At 70.7% G+C, this 24357-nt stretch carries 21 protein-coding genes and 1 pseudogene; 5 read left to right on the top strand and 17 right to left on the bottom strand.

Features of this window, described 5'->3' with window-relative positions:
* Position 1: 1 nt before the first annotated feature.
* Complete coding sequence (locus ADL22_RS21685) at positions 2-1090, bottom strand: hypothetical protein (protein WP_066982201.1); 1089 nt, start codon at positions 1088-1090, stop codon at positions 2-4.
* Between the two features lie 73 nt (positions 1091-1163).
* Positions 1164-1508: a hypothetical protein gene (locus ADL22_RS21680; RefSeq protein ID WP_066982198.1), complete on the bottom strand. Its 345-nt coding sequence runs from the start codon at positions 1506-1508 to the stop codon at positions 1164-1166.
* 254 nt (positions 1509-1762) lie between these two features.
* On the opposite strand from ADL22_RS21680, the gene ADL22_RS36325 reads away from it, so the two are divergent.
* On the top strand, positions 1763-2452 hold the full coding sequence (locus tag ADL22_RS36325) for an RDD family protein (RefSeq protein ID WP_234430795.1): 690 nt from the start codon (positions 1763-1765) through the stop codon (positions 2450-2452).
* Between the two features lie 285 nt (positions 2453-2737).
* Here ADL22_RS36325 and ADL22_RS21670 read toward each other — a convergent pair whose 3' ends face one another.
* From ADL22_RS21670 to ADL22_RS21640, 7 genes are all read right to left on the bottom strand, one after another.
* Complete coding sequence (locus ADL22_RS21670) at positions 2738-4087, bottom strand: S8 family serine peptidase (protein ID WP_066982193.1); 1350 nt, start codon at positions 4085-4087, stop codon at positions 2738-2740.
* An 88-nt stretch (positions 4088-4175) separates the two neighbouring features.
* On the bottom strand, positions 4176-5711 hold the full coding sequence (locus ADL22_RS21665) for a hypothetical protein (protein WP_066982190.1): 1536 nt from the start codon (positions 5709-5711) through the stop codon (positions 4176-4178).
* A gap of 50 nt (positions 5712-5761) precedes the next feature.
* Positions 5762-6070 carry a hypothetical protein gene (locus tag ADL22_RS21660; RefSeq protein WP_066982184.1) on the bottom strand — a complete coding sequence of 103 codons (309 nt, stop codon included), beginning with the start codon at positions 6068-6070 and terminating at the stop codon, positions 5762-5764.
* Positions 6063-7340: a S8 family serine peptidase gene (locus ADL22_RS21655; protein WP_066982182.1), complete on the bottom strand. Its 1278-nt coding sequence runs from the start codon at positions 7338-7340 to the stop codon at positions 6063-6065. Before ADL22_RS21655 ends, ADL22_RS21660 begins: the two co-directional genes overlap by 8 nt.
* A 260-nt stretch (positions 7341-7600) precedes the next feature.
* Positions 7601-7894 (bottom strand): WXG100 family type VII secretion target, encoded by a 294-nt coding sequence (locus ADL22_RS21650; RefSeq protein WP_066982170.1) that lies wholly within the window; start codon positions 7892-7894, stop codon positions 7601-7603.
* Between the two features lie 129 nt (positions 7895-8023).
* Positions 8024-8344, bottom strand: coding sequence for a WXG100 family type VII secretion target (locus ADL22_RS21645; protein WP_066982168.1), 321 nt, complete (start codon positions 8342-8344; stop codon positions 8024-8026).
* 385 nt (positions 8345-8729) lie between these two features.
* Positions 8730-10394: a type VII secretion protein EccB gene (locus tag ADL22_RS21640; RefSeq protein ID WP_066982167.1), complete on the bottom strand. Its 1665-nt coding sequence runs from the start codon at positions 10392-10394 to the stop codon at positions 8730-8732.
* 184 nt (positions 10395-10578) lie between these two features.
* Between ADL22_RS21640 and eccE the strand changes: the two genes are divergently transcribed.
* The 3 genes from eccE to ADL22_RS21625 all read left to right on the top strand — a co-directional run bounded on the left by eccE (position 10579) and on the right by ADL22_RS21625 (position 15666).
* Positions 10579-11952, top strand: a complete 1374-nt coding sequence (eccE, locus tag ADL22_RS21635) for a type VII secretion protein EccE (RefSeq protein WP_234430794.1) — start codon at positions 10579-10581, stop codon at positions 11950-11952.
* Positions 11952-12794, top strand: a complete 843-nt coding sequence (locus ADL22_RS21630; RefSeq protein ID WP_066982166.1) for a hypothetical protein — start codon at positions 11952-11954, stop codon at positions 12792-12794. Before eccE ends, ADL22_RS21630 begins: the two co-directional genes overlap by 1 nt.
* A 313-nt stretch (positions 12795-13107) precedes the next feature.
* Entirely contained in the window at positions 13108-15666 is a 2559-nt protein-coding gene (locus tag ADL22_RS21625) for an SCO5717 family growth-regulating ATPase (RefSeq protein ID WP_066982165.1), read from the top strand.
* 80 nt (positions 15667-15746) lie between these two features.
* Here ADL22_RS21625 and ADL22_RS21620 read toward each other — a convergent pair whose 3' ends face one another.
* The 8 genes from ADL22_RS21620 to rimP all read right to left on the bottom strand — a co-directional run bounded on the left by ADL22_RS21620 (position 15747) and on the right by rimP (position 23938).
* Entirely contained in the window at positions 15747-16700 is a 954-nt protein-coding gene (locus ADL22_RS21620) for a bifunctional riboflavin kinase/FAD synthetase (RefSeq protein ID WP_079064322.1), read from the bottom strand.
* A 189-nt stretch (positions 16701-16889) separates the two neighbouring features.
* Positions 16890-17816, bottom strand: coding sequence for a tRNA pseudouridine(55) synthase TruB (truB, locus tag ADL22_RS21615; RefSeq protein WP_066982158.1), 927 nt, complete (start codon positions 17814-17816; stop codon positions 16890-16892).
* Entirely contained in the window at positions 17813-18265 is a 453-nt protein-coding gene (gene rbfA, locus ADL22_RS21610; protein ID WP_066982155.1) for a 30S ribosome-binding factor RbfA, read from the bottom strand. Before rbfA ends, truB begins: the two co-directional genes overlap by 4 nt.
* Before the next feature lie 67 nt (positions 18266-18332).
* Positions 18333-18626, bottom strand: coding sequence for a DUF503 domain-containing protein (locus ADL22_RS21605; protein ID WP_066982152.1), 294 nt, complete (start codon positions 18624-18626; stop codon positions 18333-18335).
* A 124-nt stretch (positions 18627-18750) separates the two neighbouring features.
* A complete protein-coding gene (gene infB, locus ADL22_RS34110; protein WP_079064321.1) occupies positions 18751-21816 on the bottom strand; it encodes a translation initiation factor IF-2 in 3066 nt (1021 codons plus the stop codon).
* A 179-nt stretch (positions 21817-21995) separates the two neighbouring features.
* A complete protein-coding gene (locus tag ADL22_RS21595; RefSeq protein WP_079064320.1) occupies positions 21996-22274 on the bottom strand; it encodes a YlxR family protein in 279 nt (92 codons plus the stop codon).
* 126 nt (positions 22275-22400) lie between these two features.
* Positions 22401-23393 (bottom strand): transcription termination factor NusA, encoded by a 993-nt coding sequence (nusA, locus tag ADL22_RS21590; RefSeq protein WP_066982146.1) that lies wholly within the window; start codon positions 23391-23393, stop codon positions 22401-22403.
* Positions 23394-23395: 2 nt separating this feature from the next.
* Positions 23396-23938, bottom strand: a complete 543-nt coding sequence (gene rimP / locus ADL22_RS21585; protein ID WP_066982143.1) for a ribosome maturation factor RimP — start codon at positions 23936-23938, stop codon at positions 23396-23398.
* Between the two features lie 160 nt (positions 23939-24098).
* On the opposite strand from rimP, the pseudogene ADL22_RS21580 reads away from it, so the two are divergent.
* Positions 24099-24357 (top strand): annotated as a pseudogene (locus ADL22_RS21580) (hypothetical protein); the annotation flags it as partial.

The raw sequence follows: 24357 nt of genomic DNA, 5'->3' as shown, positions 1-24357 counted from the left end.
CTCAGCCGAAGGTGGAACGGGCGCGGTTCTCCTCGGCCCTGCCGGAGTCGGTGGTGGGAGGCGGGGGCGGGGCCGGACGCGGATGCGCCGGACGCTCGTCACCCGAACTCCCCGACGCCGCATGATTGTTGCCCGAGCCGGATCCCGAGCCGCCGGACCCCGGCGCCTCTTCCCCGGCGGGCTCCTTCTCCTTCGTACCGGTCTCGTAGACGGTCTTGATCCCGCCGATCTGCTCCAGTCCCCCGTCCGCTATCTGCTTGGCGCCACCCGAGAAATCCCCTTCCGCGATTTTCCCGACGCCCTGGGCCTGGTGGTACATGCCCATCGCGACCTTGCCGGCGCCGTCGGCCTGGAAGCCGTACTCACCGTTCTCGCCCTTGGTGATCGTGCCGGCGACCGGTTTGAGGGCGGGATTGACCGCCGCCACTCCCAGATCGGTCCAGTTGACGCCGTCCTGCTTGCCCTGGTAAATGGCCTTGCCCTGATTGAAGACTTCCTTGCCGACCGATGTGGCCGTCTCCTTGCCGAGGTTCATGAGCAGTTCCTTGACGGACACCACTTCCCGCTTGGCCAGGGACTCGGTGACCTTCGCGGTGATTTTCTCCGCGGCTTCCGTCAGGGCCCGCTTGACGAGCGCCCGGACCATCACGATGCGGCCGGCCAGGGCCGCTTCGGAGGCGCCGAAGGTGACCGGGGCCGACGCCTGCGCGATGGCGAATTCAATGGCCAGGTCGATGAGCTGGACGATGACGTAGATCTTCAGCGCTACGACGATGATCGCGCAGGTCTCCAGCAGCGCGGCCAGGATCTCGGCGGCGCCGGCCAGCGCTTCCAGATAGCCGAATGCGAGGAGACCGTCTTTGGTGAAGCGGTCCCACGCCTTGGTGAAGCCGTCGATCGCGTCACCGGAGTTCGCACCGCGCACCGTATTGGCGGCGGTATCCCCCTCGTTCTGGGTCTGCTGGACGGTCTGCGCGAAGTTGCGCCAGGCCGTCGCCGCCTCCAGCATCTTGTCTTCGTCGAGATTGGGCCATTCAAACCCCAGCAGGTCCAGGACCCAGTCGACTTCTGCCGGCAGCATGATGGACACGATGTACTCCCCCTGAAAAAGCACCTGTTGATGGGCGAACCGGCGCGGCCGCAGCCGCTGCCGCGAGAAGGGACTAGGCCCGGCCCTGCCCCTCGGACGCGGCCTGGGAGAGCACGGTGACCTGCTCCAGCTCCGCCGCCTCGTAGTCCTTGGCGATGGTGTTGAGCTTCGTACCGATATCACCGAGCGCGTCCTGAAGGTGAGGAAGCGCCATCATGATGACCTTGCTCACCGGCTTGTACCCTTTGAGGAGCTGTTCGACGATTTTCACGCTGTCGTCGCCCCAGCCCTCTTCGCACTCGGTGACGGTGCTCTTGAACTTCTCCGCGGCGCCACCAAAATTGTGCGCAATGTCCGAGAAGTTCTTCCCCTGCTCTCGCAGCACATGCGGGTCGATCTCGTACCCAGAACCTGCCACGGTGCGCCCCCCCTTGTTTCTCGCTCCATATCCCTACACTGCGCCAATAAGCGTACCGTAGCCCCTAATTGCCGTCGGTAATCAAAAACCCAAACCCACCGCGGCCGCCGGACAACCTCTCCCCAGGCAACTTCCCTTCAGCCACAGCCCCGGGGCCTCTGCCAGCCCCCCCCCCGGCCGATTCACTCCCCACCAACCAACCGAAGTGACACACCGACTGACGCCCGGCCCCGCACCGTGCAAGGATCCCTGCCATGTCAGGCCAAGACTTCCCACCCCAACCAAACCCGCAGTACGGCCCGTACCCACCCCAGCCCTACCAGCAGCAGCCGCCAAACCCGTATCAGCAGCCCCAGCCACCCCAGCAACCGTACGGATACCAGCCGACCTACCAGCAGCCGCCATCTCAACAACCACCCGCCCAGTACCCACAGCACCAGAACCAGTACCAGAACCAGTACGAGTACCAGTACCAACCAACTCCGCCCCCGGCACCGGCACCGACCCCAAACATCCCCGAAGCCGTCAGCGAATTCCGCCGCTTCTGGACGAGCACGATCGACGTGATACTGGCCGCGGCCGTCGGCTTCCTCGGTTTCCGGCTCACCGGCAACCCCCGACAGGGCGTCATCACGGGGCTGTGCGTGGCCGTGGCGTTCTCCTTCGTCAACCACGTCCTCCTGACCCGCATCGTCGGCGCCAGCCTCGGCAAGCTCATCACCCGCACGCGCGTCGTCCTTTCGAGCACCGGCGACCGCCCCCGCCTGCCCCGGCTCTTCCGCCGCTGGCTGGCCGGCTACCTCTTCATCGCCTACGCGTACGTCTCGGACTGGTTCCGCCGCATCAACCGCCCCGAGCGGTCGGACCTCCGTATGCCGGACCCGCCCAAGAACTTCTGCGGCATCCGCTTGGTCCGCCGCGACGACCTGAGGCCATCCGGTTGACCCAGCCCCGGCGGCGCCCTGCCCACACACCCCCCTCACCGCAACTCCTCGTGGAGGGGTACGAGAGACAAGAACAACAAGGTCAGGCTTTTCCCGATCGTCGAGCCACAAAAGTCATAAAGACCGTAACGCTCTTACGTATGAGCTCCTTGAAAGGCTGAACGGCGCCTAGTTATCCCTGAACGACTCCGCCGAGCAGCTGATGGCAGAACATAAAAAGAGGGCTGGGCCTGCAGCAGGAAAGCTGCGGGCCCAGCCCTTACATCATTGCGTCCTCGTCAGCCGCTACCGACCGGGCGGCTGCGTGGGCGGCGCCGGCGGATACGCCCCGGGCGCACCCGGCTGCTGCTGATACGGCCCCTGCGGATTCGGCACGAACCCCCCGGGCCCACCAGGCCCGCCCGGCCCACCGAAACCACCGGGCGGCGGCCCGTTCCGCCGGTTCTTCTTCTTGGCCACCAGGACGATGACCACGATGACGGCCAGAAGAAGAACTCCGACGACGGCAATGAGAATGATGAACGGAGCGCTCAGTCCCTTTTGGCTGGTGATCTTTGGGCCTGCCGCGTTGTTACCGGCCGCGCTCGACGGGTCGGACGACGCACCACCCTTCAGCGCCGGAAACGGCCCGTCCTTGGGGCCGGCCGGGACATCCTTGGTCAGGGCGCTGTAGGGCTTGATGAAGCCGTAGCCGTAGTGCGGATCCGGAAGCTGCAGATTGGGCTTGCCTTCCGGGACGCCAGCCGTCTTGATCATACGGTTTGCGATCTGACCGGCAGTCAGGTCCGGGAACTTGGAGCGAAGGAGAGCCGCAGTGGCAGAGACGTAGGCGGTGGCGTCGGAAGTACCGTTGGCCAAGCGGTACTTTCCGTTGACGTCCACCACAGAGCTAGCGGATCTGATGTGCACGCCCGGTGCAATCAGCTTCACATGCGACCCGTAGTTGGACTTATCCCAGACATAACCATGGTCGTCCACGGCGCCGACCGCTAGAACTCCTGGAGCGGCCGCTGGGACACGCGGCGTACTAACCCCATCATTCCCTGTGCCAGCAACGAGAAGAACATCATGCTTACGCGCATAGTCGATAGCTTGCTTTTCGCTGGGCGCCAGTTCCAAACCGCCATTAACGAATGACATGTTCACAACCTTCGCTCCCTGGTCGACCGCGTATTTCAGGGCAGCGCCGAAATCTCCATCACCTGACTTAGAGATCCCATCATTCGCAGCAGGAATAGCGACAGGCAAAATTTTTGCATCTGGCGCGAGCCCTTTGACGCCTTCGGCTCCACCAGGGCCATGCCCATGAGCAGCAATTATCGACGCCATCGCAGTACCGTGGTCTGCGTCATTTCCTGTCCCGTGATCCGCAGGACCAGTACCTGTGATGAAGTCTTTGCCAGGCAAGACATTGCCAGCAAGGTCGGGATGGCTACCATCCACCGGAGTATCGAGAACTGCGACAGTGACGCCTTTTCCTGTTGAAATCTTCCAAATCGACTCAGCGTCGAATTTTTTCAGAGGCCACTGATCGTTTCTCATCTGGTCAGCCGAAGCAACCGGCGCGGTGCCGAAGAGCAGTGCCCCCGCCACTACCGCGCCGCCCACCGCACGCAGCGTCCGCGTGAAGCTCATGCCATTACACCTTCCTCACAGAACTGGGGCCCGCAGCCCGAGAGCTGCGGGCCCCAAGCGTGTCTGCCGATTGCTTGTCCGGCCGGTCCTACTCGATGACCCGGGGAGCCACATTACGCTCCGGAGTCCAGGTCTCCTCGTCTTCCACGAGGTAGTCGGGACGGTTTCCGTTCTGTCCCTTGCCCTCGCCCTTGCCTCCGTGGGCCCCGTGGGCGCCGCCCATCATGCCCGCCGGGCGGCGACCGCCGCCGGAGTTGGCCCCGGCCGCCGTCCCGCCACGGCTGCGGTGCAGGCCGGAACCACCCTGCGCTCCACCACTGGCTTTGCCACCGGATGAGCCGATAATTCCGCCCTTCTGACGCGCCTGGGCACCGCCGGCGCCGGCGCCGGGGCGGCCGCCCGCGCCGCCCTTCCCGGCACCACCGGCGTGCGCACCGCCCATGCCGGGCATGCCCGGACGGCCGGCCCGAGCGCCACCGGTGCCAGGAGCTCCCGCACCGCCAGGGCCGCTCTTCACTCCACCGGGCCCGGACTTCACTCCACCCGTGCCACCGGGGACGCCCTTCGCTCCTCCCGCACCGCGGACGGGCATGCCGCCGCCGGGAATCCCCGGCATGCCGGAGGGACCGCCTCCAGGACCGCCGCCGGGCACATGGACACCGGGACCGCCACCGAGGCCACTGGTGGGAACCTTGACCCCAGGACCGCCGGGGCCACCACCGTGCAGGCCGTCCAGACCCGTCGTGACGTCAGGCATCTTGGGCTTCAGGGAACCGACACCGCCACTGATGCCAGGCGTATTCGGCATCTTGGGCGCTTCGGGCATCTTGGGCGCGGGGGTGGCCTTCATACCGCGCGTGGGGAGCTTGACGCCGCCACCGCCGCCGGCGCCGCCGAGCCCACCGCCTCCCGGCCCCATGGGCATGGGCATGGGCCCCAGAGCAGCGCCATCCGAGGGATCCCTGTGATCGGGGATCCTGTCGTCGACCATGTTCCGTCCCGGCGGCTTCAGCCCAGAAGCCCGCACCACATAAGCCGTCCCCAAGTTCTCCATCGCCACCGCGGCCTCGAGCCGCTTCTTCTGGTGGCCGGAGAGGTTGTCCTTGTTGGCCTCGAGGACGCCCTCGGTGCTCGCGCCCGACTTCAGGACCTTGTTGAGGTCGTCGTCGTCGATCTGGTCCGACCAGGGCATCTCGCCCCAGACGTCATCGCTCCAGTTCCAGCCGTCGTCGATCGGCTTGACCTTGTCGATGGCCTTCTGCAGGTCCTGTGCCGTCAGGCCCATGACCTGAGCGGTGTGGGAGGCGTACGGCGCCCCCGCCCGGAAGTTCTCGCTGATCTCCTGGGCGCGCTTGGCGAACTTCTCCGCCGTGTCGCCGTGCCAGGACTCCAGCACCTTCTTCACGGCGTCCTCGAACCGCTTCTGGATACCGCCGCCGCCGTCACCCGGTCCGACCAGCTGGTCGTGCAGGTCCTGCCAGTGCTGCGCGACGTCCCGGACCAGCTGGACGTTGGCGCCGTCCAGCATGCCCTTGAGGCCGTCGAGGTCGTGCTCGTTGAATTTGGTTGTGAACGTCTCCCAGGTGTTGCCACCCGTGGGAGCGCTGGCCGCGTCTCCACCCATCAGTGGACCCCCTTCTCCTCACCTACCGGTCAACCGGCTTGTTACCAGCGTCACTTCATCGTGTTGTTGTGCTCGGCGTCCGCGTAGGCGTCCTTCGTCTGCTTGGACTTCTTGCCGAAATCGTCGATCAGGCCCTCGATCTTGTCGACGATCTGGGTCTGGATGAAGTCCTTCATGTCGTTGTGGGCCTTGTGCATCCGGTCGCGCTCGGAGAAGCCCTTCCCCAGCGCGTTGTCCGGCAGGTACGTCTGGTTCTTCGCCTTGTCCTTCGGGCCGCCCATGTCCTTCAGGACCTGGTTCAGTTCCTTGACGAGCTGGTCGAGCGCGTCGAGATCGACGCCGTATTCCTTACTAGCCATGCTTGGCCTCCCCGTGTGATGTCAGTCCGGTCTTGCGGCGCCAGTCGCGCAGGGCGACCGAGGAGCCCACGACCGCGGCGACGGCCAGGAGTCCGCCGCCGACGATGTAGATGGCGATGCGGGCGCGCCGCTCCTCGGTGGTTTCGCCGAGGGTGGCGACGGCCGGCAGGATGTTGGAGCCGTCGGCCACGCCGGAGGGCTTGTCGGGCGTGGGCGGCGCGGTGGGCCGGCTGTCGTCGTTCAGGGCGGCCACCGGGTTGACGACGCCCCAGCCGATGTTGTTGTCGCGGCCCCGGCGGACGCGGTCGGCGGTCTGCTCCAGGTGCCAGATGATCTGCTGCGGCCCCCACGCCTCCTTGTCGTGCCGGTGCTTGGCGATCAGGAGGGCGGCGGCGCCGGTGGCGTACGGGGCGGAGAAGCTGGTGCCCTGGTCGACGCAGTTGCCGCCGAGCGGGACGGTCGAGACCATGTCGACGCCCGGCGCGGCGATGCCGACGAAGGGGCCGGGCTGGGAGAAGGGCGCGCGCTCGTTGTTGCGGTCGGAGGCGGCGACGGCCAGGACGTTGTCGAACTCCTGGCTGAACGCGGCCGGGTAGATGTTCTTCTCCTCGCCGCTGGCGCCGCTGTTGCCCGCCGAGGCGACGATCAGGATGTGGGCGTCCTGGGCCCGCTTGACGGACGCCTTGAGCGTGGGCAGGCGGTCCTCGCTCGCCGCCGTCCCCTGCGAGATGTTGATGACGTCGACCTTGGCGGCGACCGCGTCGTCGATGGCCTTGGCGAGGGTGTCGGCGGTGCCGGCCTTCTCGTCGCTGGTCTGCTGGAACGGGATGACCTTGGCCTTGGGGGCGATGCCGTAGAAGCCGGAGCTGGGCGTGCGGCGGGCGGCGATGATGCCGGCGACCTTGGTGCCGTGACCGACCCGGTCCTGGGTGGGCTTGCCGCCGACGTACGACTTGCCGGGTCCCTCGATGGCGTCCTGGAGCTGCTTGTTGCCCGCGTCGACGCCGGTGTCGACGACGGCGACCCGGATGCCCTCGCCCTGGCCGCTCGCCCACATCTGGTTGGTCAGCAGCCGCTGGAGGGACCAGGGGGTCTCTTTGATGTCGTCGGTGCCGAACTTGCACTCGCCGCTCTGCAGCGGAGTGTTGTCGTCCGCGACCGCCGGTGCGGCGGCGGCGCTCGACAGGCCGACGATGCAGGCCGCCGTGACCAGTGCGCCCGTCGCGCGGCGGCGGTGCCCGGCTCGTAGACCAATGGCGCGAGATCCCACGGGTTGTCTGCTCTCCGTAGCGGGTTGAGAAGGGGCGTGAGGTGCGGCGAGGGGCGGGAGGAAGGGAGGAGGGGGAGCAACGGCGGTGGTGTTGCGCCGCCGCTGTGAGGAAAAAGGAGGGGGGGGTGGGGTGCGGGGAGGCGGACGGCAGAAGGGCGAGCGCACTGGTGCAGCGCGCTCGCCCTCATGGACCACTGTGCGAGCCGTCGGGGGCTGCTCAGCCGTGTGCCGTCGTGCCTGCCTCCTCGCGGGACGCGAGGTCAGCCGCCCCAGATGCTGGCGTTCTTGTGCTCGGTGCTCTGGTAGTTCTGCGCGGCGGTGTCCAGCGCCTTGGCGATGGCCTCCAGCGTCTGCTGGAGGTGCGCGGCGCGCTGGTCCCACTCGCGCTGGCGGGCCTGGTAGCCCTCCTGCGCGGCGCCTTCCCAGCTGGCGGCGATCTTCTTGACGCCGGCCTCGAGGTCGTCGAGCTGCTGGCGGATGTTGTTGGCGGTCTGACGCACGTCGGAACTTGCCTGGCTGATCGTCTGGAAATTGACGAGGATCTGGCCGGACATGGGGTCTCCTCAGGAGTTGTTGCTGCCTAGTCGATTCACATACCGCGCGGGCGGGCCGGGAACCGGAACGGTCCGGCCGGGCACGCCGCGGCGGGTGGGCGGATGCGCCGGGTCAGTGGCGCGGCCCCATCATCCGAACGGGGAGGCCTGAGCGGTGACGTGGGAGATCGACTGGGCCTGCTCCTCCTCGGAGGAGGTGTAGTTCTGCGTGGTCTGGTCGATCGCTTCCTTGATCTCGGCCAGCAGCTGGTTGATCCGGTTGCCGTCCTCGTTCACCTGCGACTGGAGCTGGTGGTACGAGGAGGCCGCCTGGCCCTTCCACCCCGAGGTGATGGTGTCGACGACCGTCTGCAGGCGCTGGATCTCGCCCTGGATCGCCTGGTTGACCGAGTCGATTTTGCCGCTGAACGCGACCATCTCCTCGTGCGTGGTTGTGAACTGACCAGCCATGGTCAACGTCCCCCATGAGACTTGTACGTCGGCCGCGCGGCACCGGCGAGGCGGTGCGCGGGTGGCATCTCCTGCTGACGCCTCCTGCCACATTACCTACTCCACACGCCTGTTCCCAACAGGGGGAGCGCGGTTGTGACGGGATCACAACATTGTCAACTGGGCGGCGGAAAGCCGACGTTCAGCGGAATCGGGCAGAGGTGGAGCTTTCGGTCGGGCGGCGGGGGCGGGGCGGTCGTACCGCGTCCCGCCGGCCAAAGCCGCGCCGGCCCTCCACGAGGGTACCCGGCGCGGCCCGGCGGCCATCCGGCGCGGTCCCGTACGGGTACGCAGACGGCCCCGCACGGACGCCCGAAAGCCCCCGTGCGGCCCGCCCGGGCCCGTATCAGGACGCCTGCGGCTGCTTCGCGCTGTTGACGTCCAGGGACGGCCCGGCGGAGAGCAGCTTGGACCACGCCTCGGGCAGCAGCGGCGGGTGGGCGTCGCCGTAGCCGAGGTGGACCTGCGCCTGGTCGACCTCCTGCTTGTCGCTGCCGGCCTTGTTGGCGGAGTCGTTGTTCCGCGGGACCGAGTAGCGCAGGCCGGTGTCGGTGACGAGGAAGAGGCTGCCGGAGGTCGCGGTCGGCGTGGCCACCTGCTGGTAGAGCAGGCCGCTGCCGGGGGTGACGTAGGCGGTGGAGCCGGGCGCGATCTTCGCCGGGTACTCCTTGCCGACCCAGGTGGTCATGTCCGGGATGCCGTTGGGGAAGCCGAGCTTGTCGACGCCCGGGTACTTGGTGGTGGTGCCCTTGTAGACGCTGCAGGAGACGCCGTCCTTGGTGGGCGTGGACAGCCCGCCGGTCTGCGAGCCGTGCGCGAAGTCGTTGGCCGCGCTGACCATCTCCTTGGGCCACGGGTTGTCCAGGTCGGTGTTCCAGACCTTCCCGTAGAACGTCACCGGGTGGTTGGTGGCGTCGAGCTTGGGGCTGACGCTGCCGGTGGCGGCGCTCACCGGCGTGAGCGCCTTGCCGGCCGAGCCGGTCACCGCCTCGGCGTTGGGGCCCTGCTCCAGGAGGTTGGCCACGAAGTTGGAGACCTGCTCGACGCCGTCCTTCAGGACCACGTACTTCGCGCCGTCGCCGACCCGGAGGATCGCGCCGACCTTGCGCGCCTCGGCGGGGATGGCCGGGTTGGAGACCGGCTGGCCGGCGCCCGGGACCTTCGGCATGCTGATCGCGTACGGGCTCTTGATCAGCGTGTTCATGAACTCCGCCGACACCTTCTGGGGTTCGGCCTGGGTGCCGAAGATGATGCGGCGCAGGGCGCGGTCGGCCTCGGAGTCGGTGTGCTTGATGCCGGACTTCGCCTCCATGGCGGCCTGCTGCTCGTCGGCGATCATCTGGAACGCGAAACCGCTCTGGTCGACCAGCCACTTCACGCCGTCCGGGTCCTCGACGTACAGCGCCTGGTGGAGGTCGAGCTTCCCCTTCTTGGGGTTGTCGATGGCGTCCCGGTCCTTGCCGGCGAGGACGAACACCGCCTGCTGGGTCTTGCTGTTCTCGCCGCTGCCGGGGCGGTCGCACACCGCCCAGGTCTTGGGCTTGTCGACGTCGGACGGGCTGGGCAGCCGGTCCGGGGCGTACGGAATGCCGATCGCCGCGCCGTGCGAGAGCTTTCCGTCCAGCTCCGATTCCTTGACCTTGACGACCTGGAACTTCTTCGGGTCCAGAAGGAGTTTGGCGGAGGCCAGATTCAGGATCGGGTGCAGCAGCTTCTGCTTTTTGCCATTGGCGTCGGTGCTTTCGAGGACGACATAGCGGGTGGTGGATTCGTCACCGACAAGGACATTTGCCCCCACGGTGTCCCATCCCGCCGGGGCGACCGGCTTGAGAATGCCGCAGGCCCCGAACCCCACGAGCATCACGACCCCCATCACCACGCTGGGCAACACGGCCTTCAGGGGCTTGGGGGCACTTTCGATCGAGCCGTTCGGCAGCGGCTTCAGAAATGCCGCATTCGTACGCTTTCGAGCAAACGAATACGCATTCAGCTCGTCCCGACGTGATGCCATTGTTGCTTTCTCTCCCCGCCTGTTGGATCCACATCGACCGCCCCCGGCACTCACGCCGTAGCGCCCTCTACTATGCCGTGTATCGATCGAGCCGTACGGTACGGGTGCCACCTTCCGAAGCACCAGTCTCAGCGGCGGCCGATACGCCCAGAGGCACACCACCAGTAGAGGAGCAGGCCGGGGGATGTCCAGCGCCACCAGGGCTCGACGCCGCAACGGGCGGCAACAGCAGCAACAGCCTTCCGCTGCACCGCATTCAACGGGAAATACGGGCCAGAACGGTACAGCTCCGGGCGGCAGGGAAAACGGCGGCCGGACCGCGGCCGGACCGGTCTCGCCGCGGCTGCGCCAGCAGGCCGGCACCATCGGCGGCGTCCGCGTCCAGCAGCTGGCCATCATCGAACTCGCCGCCGCGCTGGTGCTGGTGGGCCTGGCGGCGCACAACGCGATCGTGCTGGGCGTGGCCGGAGTGGTGGCGGTCGTGCTGGTCGTCTTCGCGCTCGGCCGCCGCCGCCGGATCCCGCTGCCCGAGTGGATCACCACCGTGCGCGCGATGAACCGCCGCGGCAAGACCGCCACCGAGAACCTCGCCGCCACCCAGGGCGTCGACCCCGCCTTCGCCCCGGTGGTGGAGTGCGATCCGGCCCTGCGCACGTACGAGTACGTCGACGCCGAGCAGCGCCCGGTGGGCTTCGTCGGCGACGGCACGTTCCTGACCGCCATCGTCCAGGTCGACGCCCGCGACGAACCGCTGCGGCCGCACCGCGGCAGCCACATGGTGCCGCTGGAGCTGCTGCACACCGCGCTGGACGTCGAGGACATCCACCTGGAGTCGGTGCAGTTCGTCCAGTACACCCAGCCCGCCCCGGCGCCGCACCTGCCCGAGCAGGCCGTCGCGGCCCGCTCCTACGCGCCGCTCCAGGCCCAGGCGCAGACCCCCGCGGTCCAGCTGACCTGGATCGCGCTGAAGCTCGACCCGGAGCTGTGCGCGGAGGCCATCGAGGCGCGCGGCGGCGGCATGGGCGGCGCCCAGCGCTCCCTGCTGCGCGCCGCCGACCAGCTCGTCAGCCGGCTCACCGCGCGCGGCGTACGGGCCAGGGTGCTCGACGAGCGCGAGGTGGTGGCCGCGGTCGGCACCGCGGTGTGCGTCAGCCCGCGGGCCGCGAACGGCGCGATGGGCCGGGACGGCCGGGCCGCCCGCCGCACCCAGGAGACCACCCGCGCGATGCGCTGCGACGACCGCTGGCACTCCACGTACTGGATCGGCCGCTGGCCCCAACTCGGCCCGGGCGGCGCCCCGTTGGCCGCCATCATCCAGCTGCTGACCAGCACCCGGGCGATGGCCAGCACCTTCGCGCTGACCGCCACGCACGGCGGCGGCCGGCTGCCGGCCATCTCCGGCTACGTCCGGCTGTCCACCCGCAGCGACAACGAACTCTCCGCCGCGCAGAGCGAGTTGGAGCGCCGCTCCGGCTCGGTCAAGGTCGGGCTGGTGCGCCTGGACCGCGAGCAGCTGCCCGGCCTGCTGGCCACGCTTCCCCTCGGAGGTACCCGCTGATGGGCACTCCCACGTATCAGCCCCGTGTCAGCGTCAGCAGCGACGGCTGGCGCACCCCGACCAACACCGGCGTCTCCGGCGGCCGGCTCTCCCACCAGCCGCGACCGGACGAGCAGCAGGCCGCGCCCACCGGGCCGAAGCCGCGCCCGGGTTACGGGCTGCGCGGCCCGCGCCGCAACCCCCATGTGCTGACCGCCGAATCGCTGGCCGCGCTGACCCTGCCGGTCGGCGACGACGGCGTGATCATCGGCATCGATCCGCAGAACCAGCCCGCGGTGCTGAGCCTGCTGCGCCCGGCGCCGATGGAGGTCGCGCTGGTCGGCAGCATGTGGATGGCGCAGGTGCTGGCGCTGCGCACGGTCGCCACCGGCGCCCGGGTCGCGGTCGAGACCGCCCGCCCGCCGGCCTGGGGCCAGATGGCGCAGGCGGCCGGCGGCGGGCAGCAGTGCGTCTCGGTCTTCGACGTGCGCCAGATCGCGCCGCAGGGACCGTCGGTTTCCAGCCCCGTTCTCGTCGTCCGCGACATGGGCGCGCGGCCGCCGCGCAACCAGCTCGCGCCGAGCCCCTGGCAGACCGTGCTGACCGTGCTGCCGTTCCTCGGGCCGCGCTCGCCGCAGATGCTCAGCCGGGTGGACGTCGTCGGCCTGCAGCGGCTCTCGCCGGAGGAGGCGGAGGTCGTGACGCGGATCATGCGGCTGCCGGAGAACGTCGGGGCGGTGCTGCCGACGCTCAGCGACAACGCGATGCTGTGGTGCCGGCGGGACGGCGGCCACCAGTTCGTCATGACCCAGCCCACCGAGGCCGAGACCAATCTGCTGGGCGGTCCGCGCCGGATGGACTGATTCCGCGCGGCCCCGCCGCACTCTCCGCCGGCTCGGCCCACGGGCGCATCCACGGGTGCGCCCGTCGCCGTGCCGGGCGGGCTCGAAGACGACATGGCATCGACTGCCGTTATGGGCCGACTGTTGATTAGGCTGTGGGGTGAGCCGCAGGAGCACATCACACCGGCAGTGCACGACGGCAGTCGATACGGGGATGGAGACAAGCAGTGGTGGCGCAACCCCGGGTGGCGTGCTCCGACTTCCGTTACATCCGATCGATCCGCCTGTATCCGGTCCTGCCGTTCAGGTGCGTTGCAGTAGACCAGGAGGCACAGTGAAAGACCAGGAGGCTTTCCGCCCGGACGGGAACGATCCTGACGACGACCAGTCCGAGTTCGACCTGACCGGTGAGTTCAAGATCGATTTCGCGGCTCCGGCCTGGTACGGCAGCAACGACACCAGTGGCGGCGCGGGCGCCACCTCCGCGACGCCGTCCGCCGGCGCGCAGGGCGCCGCCCCGCCGGCCGGCCAGCCGCTGTCCGGCCCGTCCCAGGGCGCTCCCGTCCCCGGCCTGCCGCAGCAGGGGGCGGCCGGCCCGGCCGCGCCTCCCGGCTTCCCGACGCTGCGCCCGCAGGACGCGGGCGGCGACGCCCCGGCCGGTGCCGACGCCTCGGCCGGCAACGTCCGTTCGGGCTCCGGTCCGGACCCCTCGGCCTCCCTCTGGGACGACGACGAGGACGACACGGAGGCGGCCGCGGCGCCCGAGCCGCAGTCCGCCGCGGCCCCGCAGCCGGAAGCGGCCCCGCAGGCCGCTCAGGCACCGCAGGCGGCCCAGGCCGCTCAGGCACCCCAGGCACCGCAGGCGGCCCAGGCCCCCGACGCCGCCGCAGCGGCCGCGCAGGCCGCCGCGGCCGCCCAGCCGGTCGCCCAGCCCCAGCCCGCCCAGCCGCAGCCCCAGCAGGCCCCGCAGGCGGCTCAGCAGGCCCAGCAGCAGCCGCCGGCCGCGCCCCAGCAGCCCGCGCCCCAGCAGGGCGTACCGCCGCAGCAGGGGGCGCCCCAGGGCATGCCGCAGCAGGGCGCGCCCTGGGCCGGCGCGGACGGGCAGCCGCTGCCCGCCCAGGGCCAGCCGCAGCAGGGCGGACTGCCGCCGCTGCCGCCGGAGTTCCAGCCCGCTGATCCGCGGATGGCCCAGGCGCAGGCCCAGGCCGGCCACCCGCAGGCCGCCGCGCCCCAGCAGGCACAGCAGCAGCCCCAGCAGGCCGCCTATCCGCAACAGACCCAGCAGCCGCAGCAGGCCGGCTATCCCCAGCAGGCCCAGCAGCCCGCCCCGGCCCAACAGCACCCCCAGCAGGGCGGCTACGGCTACCCCCAGCCCGCCTACGGCTACCCCCAGCAGGCCCAGCAGCAGCCGGCCCAGCAGCCCAACCCCCAGGCCCAGCAGCCCGCGTACGGCTACCCGCAGCAGGGCTATCCCCAGCAGCAGCCGCAGCCTCAGCAGGCCCAGCCGCAGCAGCCCCAGCAGGGACAGCAGCCCGGCTACCCCCAGCAGGCCCAGCAGCTCCCCGGCCAGCAGTTCACCGACCCCAACGCGGCCCAGCAGTACGCCGACCCGAACGCCGCCCAGCAGTTCGGCGACCCCAACGCCGCGGCGAACTACGCCCAGTACTCCCAGCCGGGCCAGCAGCAGCCGCAGCGGGCCACCCCGGGCGCGCCGCTCGGCTACAGCGCCGCGGTCGAGCTGACCTCGGACCGCCTGCTGCGCAATCAGCCCAAGAAGCGCAAGCCGGGCGCCAACGCCCAGCCGTCCAAGTTCAAGCTGGGCGCCAAGAAGGAGCTGGAGGAGCGCCAGCGCAAGCTGGAGCTGATCCGCACGCCGGTGCTGTCCTGCTACCGCATCGCGGTGATCAGCCTCAAGGGCGGCGTCGGCAAGACCACCACCACGACCGCGCTGGGCGCCACCCTGGCGTCCGAGCGGCAGGACAAGATCCTGGCGATCGACGCCAACCCCGACGCCGGCACGCTCGGCCGCCGGGTCCGCCGCGAGACCGGTGCCACCATCCGCGACCTCGTGCAGGCCATCCCGCATCTGCACAGCTACATGGACATCCGCCGGTTCACCTCGCAGGCCCCCTCGGGCCTGGAGATCCTCGCCAACGACGTCGACCCGGCCGTCTCCACGACGTTCAACGACGAGGACTACCGCCGCGCGATCGACATCCTCGGCAAGCAGTACCCGATCATCCTCACCGACTCCGGTACGGGCCTGCTCTACAGCGCGATGCGCGGAGTGCTGGACCTCGCCGACCAGTTGATCATCATCTCCACCCCGTCGGTGGACGGTGCCAGCAGCGCCAGCACGACCCTGGACTGGCTCTCCGCGCACGGCTACGCCGACTTGGTCCAGCGCGGTATCACGGTCATCTCCGGGGTCCGCGAGACCGGCAAGATGATCAAGATCGAGGACATCGTGTCGCACTTCGAGACCCGCTGCCGCGGTGTCGTCGTGGTGCCGTTCGACGAGCACCTCGCGGCCGGTGCCGAGGTCGATCTGGACATGATGCGGCCCAAGACCCGCGAGGCGTACTTCAACCTCTCCGCCCTGGTCGCCGAGGACTTCGCGCGCCAGCAGCAGGCCCAGGGGATGTACGCGCAGGCGCAGATGGGCCAGCAGCAGATGGCCGCCGACCCGTACGCCCAGCAGGCGCAGTACGGCCAGCAGCCGCAGCAGCAGGTGCCGCAGCAGGGCCAGCCCCCGGCCGGCTATCCGCCGCAGCAGGGCGGCTGGCAGCAGCAGCCCGCCGCGCAGCCGCCGGCCGGCTGGCAGCAGCAGCCCGCTCCGGACGCGCCGCTGCCCGAGCACGGCGGCTGGACGCAGCAGCCCCCGCCGCAGTGAGCGAGGGGTGAACGAAGGGGCGGGGCCCGGCAGTTGACTTGACTGCCGGGCCCCGCCCCTTTCCGTACGGGAGAGCCGCGCTACCCCTGGCCGGACTCCGCGATCAGCCCGCGGGCCTGCTTCACATCGATCGCCATCCGCTCCAGCAGCGCGTCCAGGGTGTCGAACTTCTCCTGGCCGCGGATGTAGGCGAGGAAGTCCACCGCGACGTGCAGCCCGTACAGATCGAGCCCGACCCGGTCGATGGCGTACGCCTCGACGGTGCGGACCTTGCCGTCGAACTGCGGGTTGGTGCCGACCGAGACCGCCGCCGGCATCGCCTCGCCCCCGACGTGCAGCAGCCCCGCGTAGACCCCGTCGGCCGGGATCGCGGTGTGCGGCAGGGTCTCCACATTGGCGGTGGGGAAGCCCAGTTCGCGGCCGCGCTGGGCGCCGCGGACCACGACGCCCTCGACCCGGTGCGGGCGTCCCAGGACCTCGCGGGCGCCGGCCACATCGCCCGCCGCGACCAGCCGGCGCACCAGCGTCGAGGAGAACGGCTCGCCGCCGCCCGCGCTGCCGCGCTCGAAGAGGTCGATGACCTCGACCGTGTAGTCGTAGGTCCGGCCCAGTTCGGCGAGCGTCTCGACGCTGCCCTTGGCGCGGTGGCCGAAGCGGAAGTTCGGGCCCTCCACGACGAGCCGCGCGTGCAGCTTGTCCACCAGCACCTTGACCACGAAGTCGGCGGGCGCCAGCTGCGAGAACTCCTTGGTGAACGGCAGGATCAGCACCGCGTCCACACCCAGTTCGGCCATCAGCTCGGCCCGGCGGTGGTGCGGCGCCAGCAGCGGCGGGTGGGTGCCGGGGCGGACCACCTCGCTGGGGTGCGGGTCGAAGGTGACGACCACGGCGGGGACGCCCAGTTCGCGGGCGCGGGCCACCGCCCGGCCGATGATCAATTGGTGGCCGCGGTGCACTCCGTCGTACGAGCCGATGGTGACGACGCTGCGCCCCCAGCCCTCGGGGATGTCCTCCAAGCCACGCCAGCGCTGCACTGTGCCCGCTCCTCGCCCGAACTCTTGTCCGTCCTGCGCCGTGCCACGTCGGCAGGGCGCAGGTCTAAGACTGCCATGCCGCGCGCGCTGCCTCGCGCGAAGGGTGGCCTGGCCGCTGTGGCCCCGGCCACCCCGCGGCGGCCCCCGGCCGGCGGTCACGCGCGCGCTGCGCGAGACCGCCGGCGCGGACTACGCGAAGACCGCCAGGCTCTTGGCCCGGCCGCCCTGATTCTCCACCAGCGCCAGGAACGTCCCGTCCGGCCCGAAGGCCGCCACCGGCCCGTCGCCCTCGAAGAGCGGCATCGGGATCCGCGCGCCGTTGAGCAGCAGCCGGGCCTGCGCCTCGGCGACGTCCCAGCGGGTGAACGCGGCGTCCGCGGCGTCCGCGAGCGGCATGACCGGCAGGCCGCCGCCCTCCGGGTCGTCCACCGCCGCCTGGAGCTGCTCCAGCGTCCGCGCCCGGTCGAGCTTGTACGGCCCGACGCGGGTGCGGCGCAGCGCCGTCAGATGGCCGCCGACGCCCAGCCCGGCGCCCAGGTCGCGGGCGAGCGCCCGGATGTAGGTGCCGGACGAGCAGACCACGGAGACCAGCAGATCGGTCACCGGCGTGCCGTCGGCGGCCTCCGCCTCGTGCACCGAGTGCACCGCGAACGAGGAGACGGTGACCGGCCGCGCCGGGATCTCCACGTCCTCGCCGTCCAGCACCCGCTTATACGAGCGCTTGCCGTCGATCTTGATGGCGCTGACCTTGGACGGCACCTGCATGATCGCGCCGGACAGCTTGGCGACCCCGGCGTCGATCTCCTCCCGGGCCAGGCCGTGCGCCGGCGTGGACGCGGTGATCTCGCCCTCGGCGTCGTCGGTGACCGTGGTCTGGCCCAGCCGGACCGTCCCGACGTACTCCTTCTCCGTCAGCGCGAGGTGCCCGAGCAGCTTGGTGGCCCGCTCCAGGCCGAGGACCAGCACCCCGGTCGCCATCGGGTCCAGGGTGCCGGCGTGCCCGACCCGGCGGGTCCGGGCCATCCCGCGCATCTTCGCCACGACGTCGTGCGAAGTGAAGCCGGACGGCTTGTCGACGATGACCAGGCCGCCCGGCTTGTTGCTCTGCCGCTTCATTCCGCCGCTGCGTCCTCGTCGTCCTCGCCGCCCGGCTTGCGGTACGGGTCCGCCTCACCGGCGTACGTCGCGCCCGAGGACGCCTGGCGCACCTGGGCGTCCGAGGCCCGGGCCCGGTCGAGCAGGTCTTCGATGGTCCGGGCGTTCTCCGGCAGGGCGTCCGCGACGAACGTCAGCGTCGGCGTGAACTTGGTGCCGGCCGCCGCGCCCACCGCGGAGCGGAGCACGCCCTTGGCGCTCTCCAGCCCGGCGGCCGCGCTGGCCCGCTCCTCGTCGTCGCCGTAGACCGTGTAGAAGACCGTCGCCTCCCGCAGGTCGCCGGTGACCCGGGTGTCGGTGATGGTCACATGCGTGCCGAGCCGCGGGTCCTTGATTCCGCGCTGCAGCTTCTGGGCGACCACCTCCCGGATGAGGTCCGCCAGCTTCTTCGCCCGCGCATTGTCGGCCACTGGTCCGTCTCCTTCTTGTCTTCCACAATTGTGCTTCCACCGGCGACGCGCCGCCCGGTCGCGCGGGTCAGTCGTCGTCGCCGTGCAGCCGCCGGCGTACGGACAGCAGCTCCACTTCGGGCCGTGCGGCGACCAGGCGCTCGCAGCGGTCCAGGATTTCGGTGAGATGCCCGGCGTCCCCGGAAACCACCGCCAGGCCGATCCGGGCCCTGCGGTACAGATCTTGGTCCCCCACCTCGGCGACGCTCACCGCGAACTTGCGGTGCAGCTCGGCGACGATCGGGCGGACGACGGAGCGCTTCTCCTTCAGCGACCGTACGTCGCCGAGAAGCAGGTCGAAGGACAGCGTCCCTACATACATGCACGACGGGTAGAGCCACCCGTGGGGCCTTGGGGTGCTTGGGTCATTTCGAACCGTACACGCAACGGCCGGGGCCGATCGACGGAAATACTCTCCGCCGACCGGCCCCGGTCGGTGCTGCGCGTCAGCCGCGCGGCTTCTCCCGCATCTCGTAGGTCGCGATGACGTCGTCGACCTTGATGTCGTTGAAGTTTCCGAGGTTGATACCGCCCTCGAAGCCCTCGCGGATCTCGGTGACATCGTCCTTGAAGCGGCGCAGGCCCTCGATGGTGAGGTTCTCCGCGATGACCTTGCCGTCGCGGAGCAGGCGGGCCTTGGTGTTCCGCTTGACCTCGCCGGACCGGATGAGGACACCGGCGATGTTGCCCAGCTTGGACGACTTGAAGACCTCGCGGATCTCCGCCGTGCCGAGCTCGACCTCCTCGTACTCCGGCTTCAGCATGCCCTTCAGGGCCGCCTCGATCTCCTCGATCGCCTGGTAGATGACCGAGTAGTACCGGACGTCGACGCCCTCGCGCTCGGCGCGCTGGGTGGCGCGGCCCTCGGCGCGGACGTTGAAGCCGATGACGATCGCGTCGGAACCGGTCGCCAGGTCGATGTCGGTCTCGGTGACCGCACCGACGCCACGGTGCAGCACCCGGATGTCGACCTCCTCGCCGACGTCCAGCTGCAGCAGCGCCGACTCCAGGGCCTCGACCGAACCGGACGCGTCGCCCTTGATGATGAGGTTGAGCTGCTGGACCTCGCCCGCCTTGAGCACCTTGTCCAGGTCCTCCAGGGAGACCCGGCGGGTGCGCTTGGCGAACGCGGCGTTGCGCTCGCGGGCCGCGCGCTTCTCGGCGATCTGCCGGGCCGTGCGGTCCTCGTCGACGACCAGGAAGTTGTCGCCGGCGCCCGGGACGTTGGTCAGACCCAGGACCAGGACGGGGGTCGACGGACCCGCTTCCTCGACGTTGTTGCCCTTGTCGTCGAACATCGCGCGGACCCGGCCGTACGCGTCGCCGGCGACCATCGTGTCACCGACGCGGAGGGTACCGCGCTGGACGAGGACGGTGGCCACGGCGCCGCGGCCGCGGTCGAGGTGCGCCTCGATCGCGATGCCCTGCGCGTCCTGCTCGGCGTTGGCCCGCAGGTCGAGCGCCGCGTCCGCGGTCAGGACCACGGCCTCCAGCAGCTCGTCGATGTGCAGACCCTGCTTGGCGGAGATGTCGACGAACATGGTGTCGCCGCCGTACTCCTCGGCCACCAGGCCGTACTCGGTCAGCTGACCGCGCACCTTGGTCGGGTCGGCGCCCTCGACGTCGATCTTGTTGACCGCGACCACGATCGGCACCTCGGCCGCCTTGGCGTGGTTCAGCGCCTCGATCGTCTGCGGCATCACACCGTCGTTGGCCGCCACCACGAGGATCGCGATGTCGGTCGACTTCGCACCGCGGGCACGCATGGCGGTGAACGCCTCGTGACCCGGGGTGTCGATGAAGGTGATGCGGCGCTCTTCGTCGTTGACCTCGGTCGCGACCTGGTAGGCACCGATGTGCTGGGTGATGCCGCCGGCCTCGCCCGCGACCACGTTGGTCTTGCGGATCGCGTCCAGCAGGCGGGTCTTGCCGTGGTCGACGTGACCCATGACGGTGACCACCGGCGGACGGGAGACGAGCATCTCCTCGCCGCCCTCGTTCTCGCCGAACTCGATGTCGAAGGACTCGAGCAGCTCGCGGTCCTCCTCCTCCGGGCTGACGATCTCGACGACGTAGTTCATCTCGTCGGCCAGCAGCTGCAGCGTCTCGTCGGAGACGGACTGCGTCGCGGTGACCATCTCGCCCAGATTCAGCATGACCTGGACCAGCGACGCCGGGTTGGCGTTGATCTTCTCCGCGAAGTCGGTCAGCGAGGCACCGCGCGAGAGGCGGACGACCTGGCCGTTGCCCCGCGGCAGCATGATGCCGCCGACCGAGGGCGCCTGCATCGCCTCGTACTCCTGGCGGCGCTGCCGCTTCGACTTGCGGCCGCGGCGCGCCGGACCGCCGGGACGGCCGAAGGCGCCCTGCGTGCCGCCGCGGCCACCGGGGCCACCGGGACGGCCGGCGAAGCCCGGACGGCCGCCGAAGCCGCCGCCACCACCGGGACCGCCGCCACCGGGACGGCCGGCGAAACCGCCGCCGCCACCCGGACGGCCGCCACCGCCGCCACCACCGGGACGGCCGGCGAAGCCGCCGCCACCACCGGGACGACCGCCGCCGCCACCGGGACGGCCCGCGCCGCCCGGACGGCCGGCGCCGGGACCCGGACGCGGGCCCGCGGCCGGACGCTGCGGCATCATGCCCGGGTTCGGGCGGTTACCGCCGCCGGGACGCGGACCGGCACCGCCGGGCGCCGCACCCTGCGGACGGGGCATCGAACCGGGGGTCGGACGGGGGCCGCCCTGGCCCTGCGGACGGGGACCGGCCTGGCCGCCGCCCTGCGGGCGCGGACCGGGCTGGCCGGGACGCGGGGCGCCACCGGGCCGCGGGGCCTGCGGACGGGCCATGCCCGTCGAGCCACCGGAGGTGAAGGGGTTGTTGCCCGGACGGGGACCGGCCGGACGGGGACCGCCGGGACGCGGCGCCTGGCCACCCGGACGGGGGGCCTGGCCGCCTCGCTGGCCCTGGCCGCCGGACGCCGGACGGGCACCGGGGCGCGGACCGGGCGCGGCGCCCGGACGGGGGCCGCCCTGCTGCGCGGCGGGCGCCGGCGCGGACGGCGGGGCCTGGAACTCCGGCTGCGCGGGGGCGGCCGGGGCGGGCTTGGGCGCGGCGGGGCGCGCCGGGGCCGGACGCGGACCCGGGGTGGGGCCGCCGGCCGGCTTGGGGGTTGCGGGGGCCTCCGGGGCCGCGGGGGCCTCCGGGGCGGCCGGGGCCGCCGGACCCGGCTTGGGGGCGCCCGGCTTCGGGGCAGCCGGACGGGCCGCCTGCGCCGGAGAGGGCGCGGACGGCTTCGCGGGGGCCGACTTGCGCGGCGCCGCGGGCTTGCCGGCGGAACGGCCGCCGCCGCTGCCCGCCTGGAATGCGTCGGTCAGCTTGCGAACAACCGGCGCCTCGATCGTCGAGGACGCCGAACGGACGAATTCACCAAGTTCTTGGAGCTTGGCCATGACGACCTTGCTCTCCACACCGAACTCCTTGGCGAGTTCGTAAACCCGGACCTTAGCCACTTCGCTCCTTCTAGGTCCGGGTGTCCACCGGACCGTCGCTACTTCATGGGCGTACTCATCGCGTACTCATCGAGTGCTCATCGCAATCTCGACCTACTTCCGACTCGCGAGGTACCTGACCGCACGGTTTCTCCGTGCGCTGTGCGTGTCTTGCTGTGCCTTCTTGCCTTGGCGGCTGCTCATTCCGCGCCCCCTTCGATGAACCGGCGCAACTCCGCCGTGTCGAACGGGCCGCGGCCCCGGTAGGCCCGGGGGAACGCCCGGCGGCGAACCGCCAGGTCGAGGCAGACCAGTGTCCGGTGCACATAAGCACCCCGGCCGGGCAGCGTACCGCGAGGATCGGGGACACACTCGCCCTCGATCTCCACGATCCGCAGCAATTCGCCCTTGGCCGCTCGCTCCCGGCAACCCAGACATGTGCGCTCAGGGCATGCGCGGGCATGCGTCCGGCCAGACACTGCTTAAGTCTACCTCCCCACGGGCGCTCCACCCCGATGGGGTAAAGACCGATCCGTGCTCAAGAATTCCCCGCGGGGCGCCGCGGCACCACTCTTTTTCGGCCACCGCGCCCCGCCGTGCGGCGCTCAGCCCTGCGCGGGCGCGTGCTCGGTGTCCGGGCGGATGTCGATCCGCCATCCGGTGAGCCGCGCCGCGAGCCGGGCGTTCTGCCCTTCCTTGCCGATGGCCAGTGACAGCTGGTAGTCGGGGACGGTGACCCGCGCGGAGCGCGCGTGGAGGTCCACCACCTCGACCTTGCTGACCCGGGCCGGCGACAGCGCGTTCGCCACCAGCTCGGCCGGGTCGTCCGACCAGTCCACGATGTCGATCTTCTCGCCGTTCAGCTCGGCCATCACGGCCCGCACCCGGCCGCCCATCGGGCCGATGCACGCGCCCTTGGCGTTCAGGCCCGACCGCGTCGAACGCACCGCGATCTTGGTGCGGTGGCCGGCCTCGCGGGCGATGGCGGAAATCTCCACCGACCCGTCCGCGATCTCCGGCACCTCCATGGCGAAGAGCTTCTTCACCAGATTGGGGTGGGTGCGCGAGAGGGTGACCGAGGGGCCGCGCACGCCCTTGACGACCCGGACGACGTACGACCGCAGCCGCGTGCCGTGCTTGTACTCCTCGCCGGGGACCTGCTCCTGCACCGGCAGGATGGCCTCCAGCTTGCCGATGTCGACCAGGACGTTCTTGGGGTCCTTGCCCTGCTGGACGACGCCGGTGACGACATCGCCCTCCCGCCCGGCGTACTCGCCGAACGTGATCTCCTCCTCGGCGTCCCGCAGCCGCTGCAGGATGACCTGCTTGGCGGTGGTCGCCGCGATCCGCCCGAAGCCCGAGGGGGTGTCGTCGAACTCGCGCGGCTCGGCACCCTCCTCCAGGTCCTCCGGGTCCTCCTTCGCCCACACCGTCACATGCCCGGTGCTGCGGTCCAGCTCCACCCGCGCCCGGCGGCGGCTGCCCTCGGTGCGGTGGTACGCGATGAGGAGGGCCGACTCGATCGCCTCGACCAGCAGGTCGAACGAGATCTCCTTCTCCCGCACCAGACCCCGCAGGGCACTCATGTCGATGTCCACGGCTACGCCTCCTCCTTGTTCTCGTCGTTCTGCTCGCCCTGCGGCGCCCCGTCCTGCCCCGTCCGGGCGGGCCTGGGGTTGAATTCCAGCTCGATGCGCGCCTTGGCGATCTCGTCGAACGCGACCCGGCGGCCGGTCGGCTTGCGCCCCTTGACGCCCGGCACCTCGAGATCCAGGCCGGTGTCGTCCATGGCGATGATCCGTGCCACCAGGTCGCCGCCCTCGTGGAGGCGGGCCTTGATCAGGCGGCCGACGGCGCGGCGATAGTGCCGCGGCTCGGTCAGCGGCCGGTCGGCGCCGGGCGAGGACACCTCGAGGGTGTACGGGGCGCCGCCCATCACATCGGAGTCGTCCAGGACCGCGGATGCCTCGCGGCTCAGCTCGGCACACTCGTCCAGCTGGACGCCCTCATCGGAATCGACCACGATCCTCAGCACCCGGCTCCGGCCGGCGGGTGTCACCTCGATCTCTTCCAGATCCAGATCTCGCGCGGCGACGAGCGGTTCAAGCAGTCCGCGCAGCCTCTCGCTCTGGGTGGTGCTCATCCGGGTGACTCCTCGGCCGCGTGTGCTGTTGTGGTTAGGTCGCGTGTCGGGTCAAAGCCTATCGGTTCCGGCGGGGTACTGACGATTCGGCGGGTGGTCGCGGATACCCTCGCCTGCGGTGATCACGACGGAAGACCCCGGGAAGTGCAACGTGCCGAATGTGGCGCTCACACGCAGAACGACCCTGCTGGCCGGCGCCGCCCTGGGAGGCGCGGCCCTGCTCACCGGATGCGCCGGCGACGGCGGCGACCCCGGCCCGCCCCCGGCCGAGCACACCGCGGCCGCGGAACGCACCCGCGCCCGCGCGGCCCGCGACAGCCGCGCCCTGCTGGCCCGCTACGACGCCACCCTGGCGGCCCACCCCGCTCTCGGCCCCCGCCTCCACCCCCTGCGCGCCGAAGTCGCCCGCCACGCCGAGG

It is taken from the genome of Streptomyces sp. NRRL F-4489 (assembly GCF_001509485.1).
Taxonomy (GTDB): domain Bacteria; phylum Actinomycetota; class Actinomycetes; order Streptomycetales; family Streptomycetaceae; genus Streptomyces.
The sequence above is the reverse complement of the archived record's forward strand: the minus strand, read 5'-3'. Positions and strand labels throughout refer to the sequence as shown.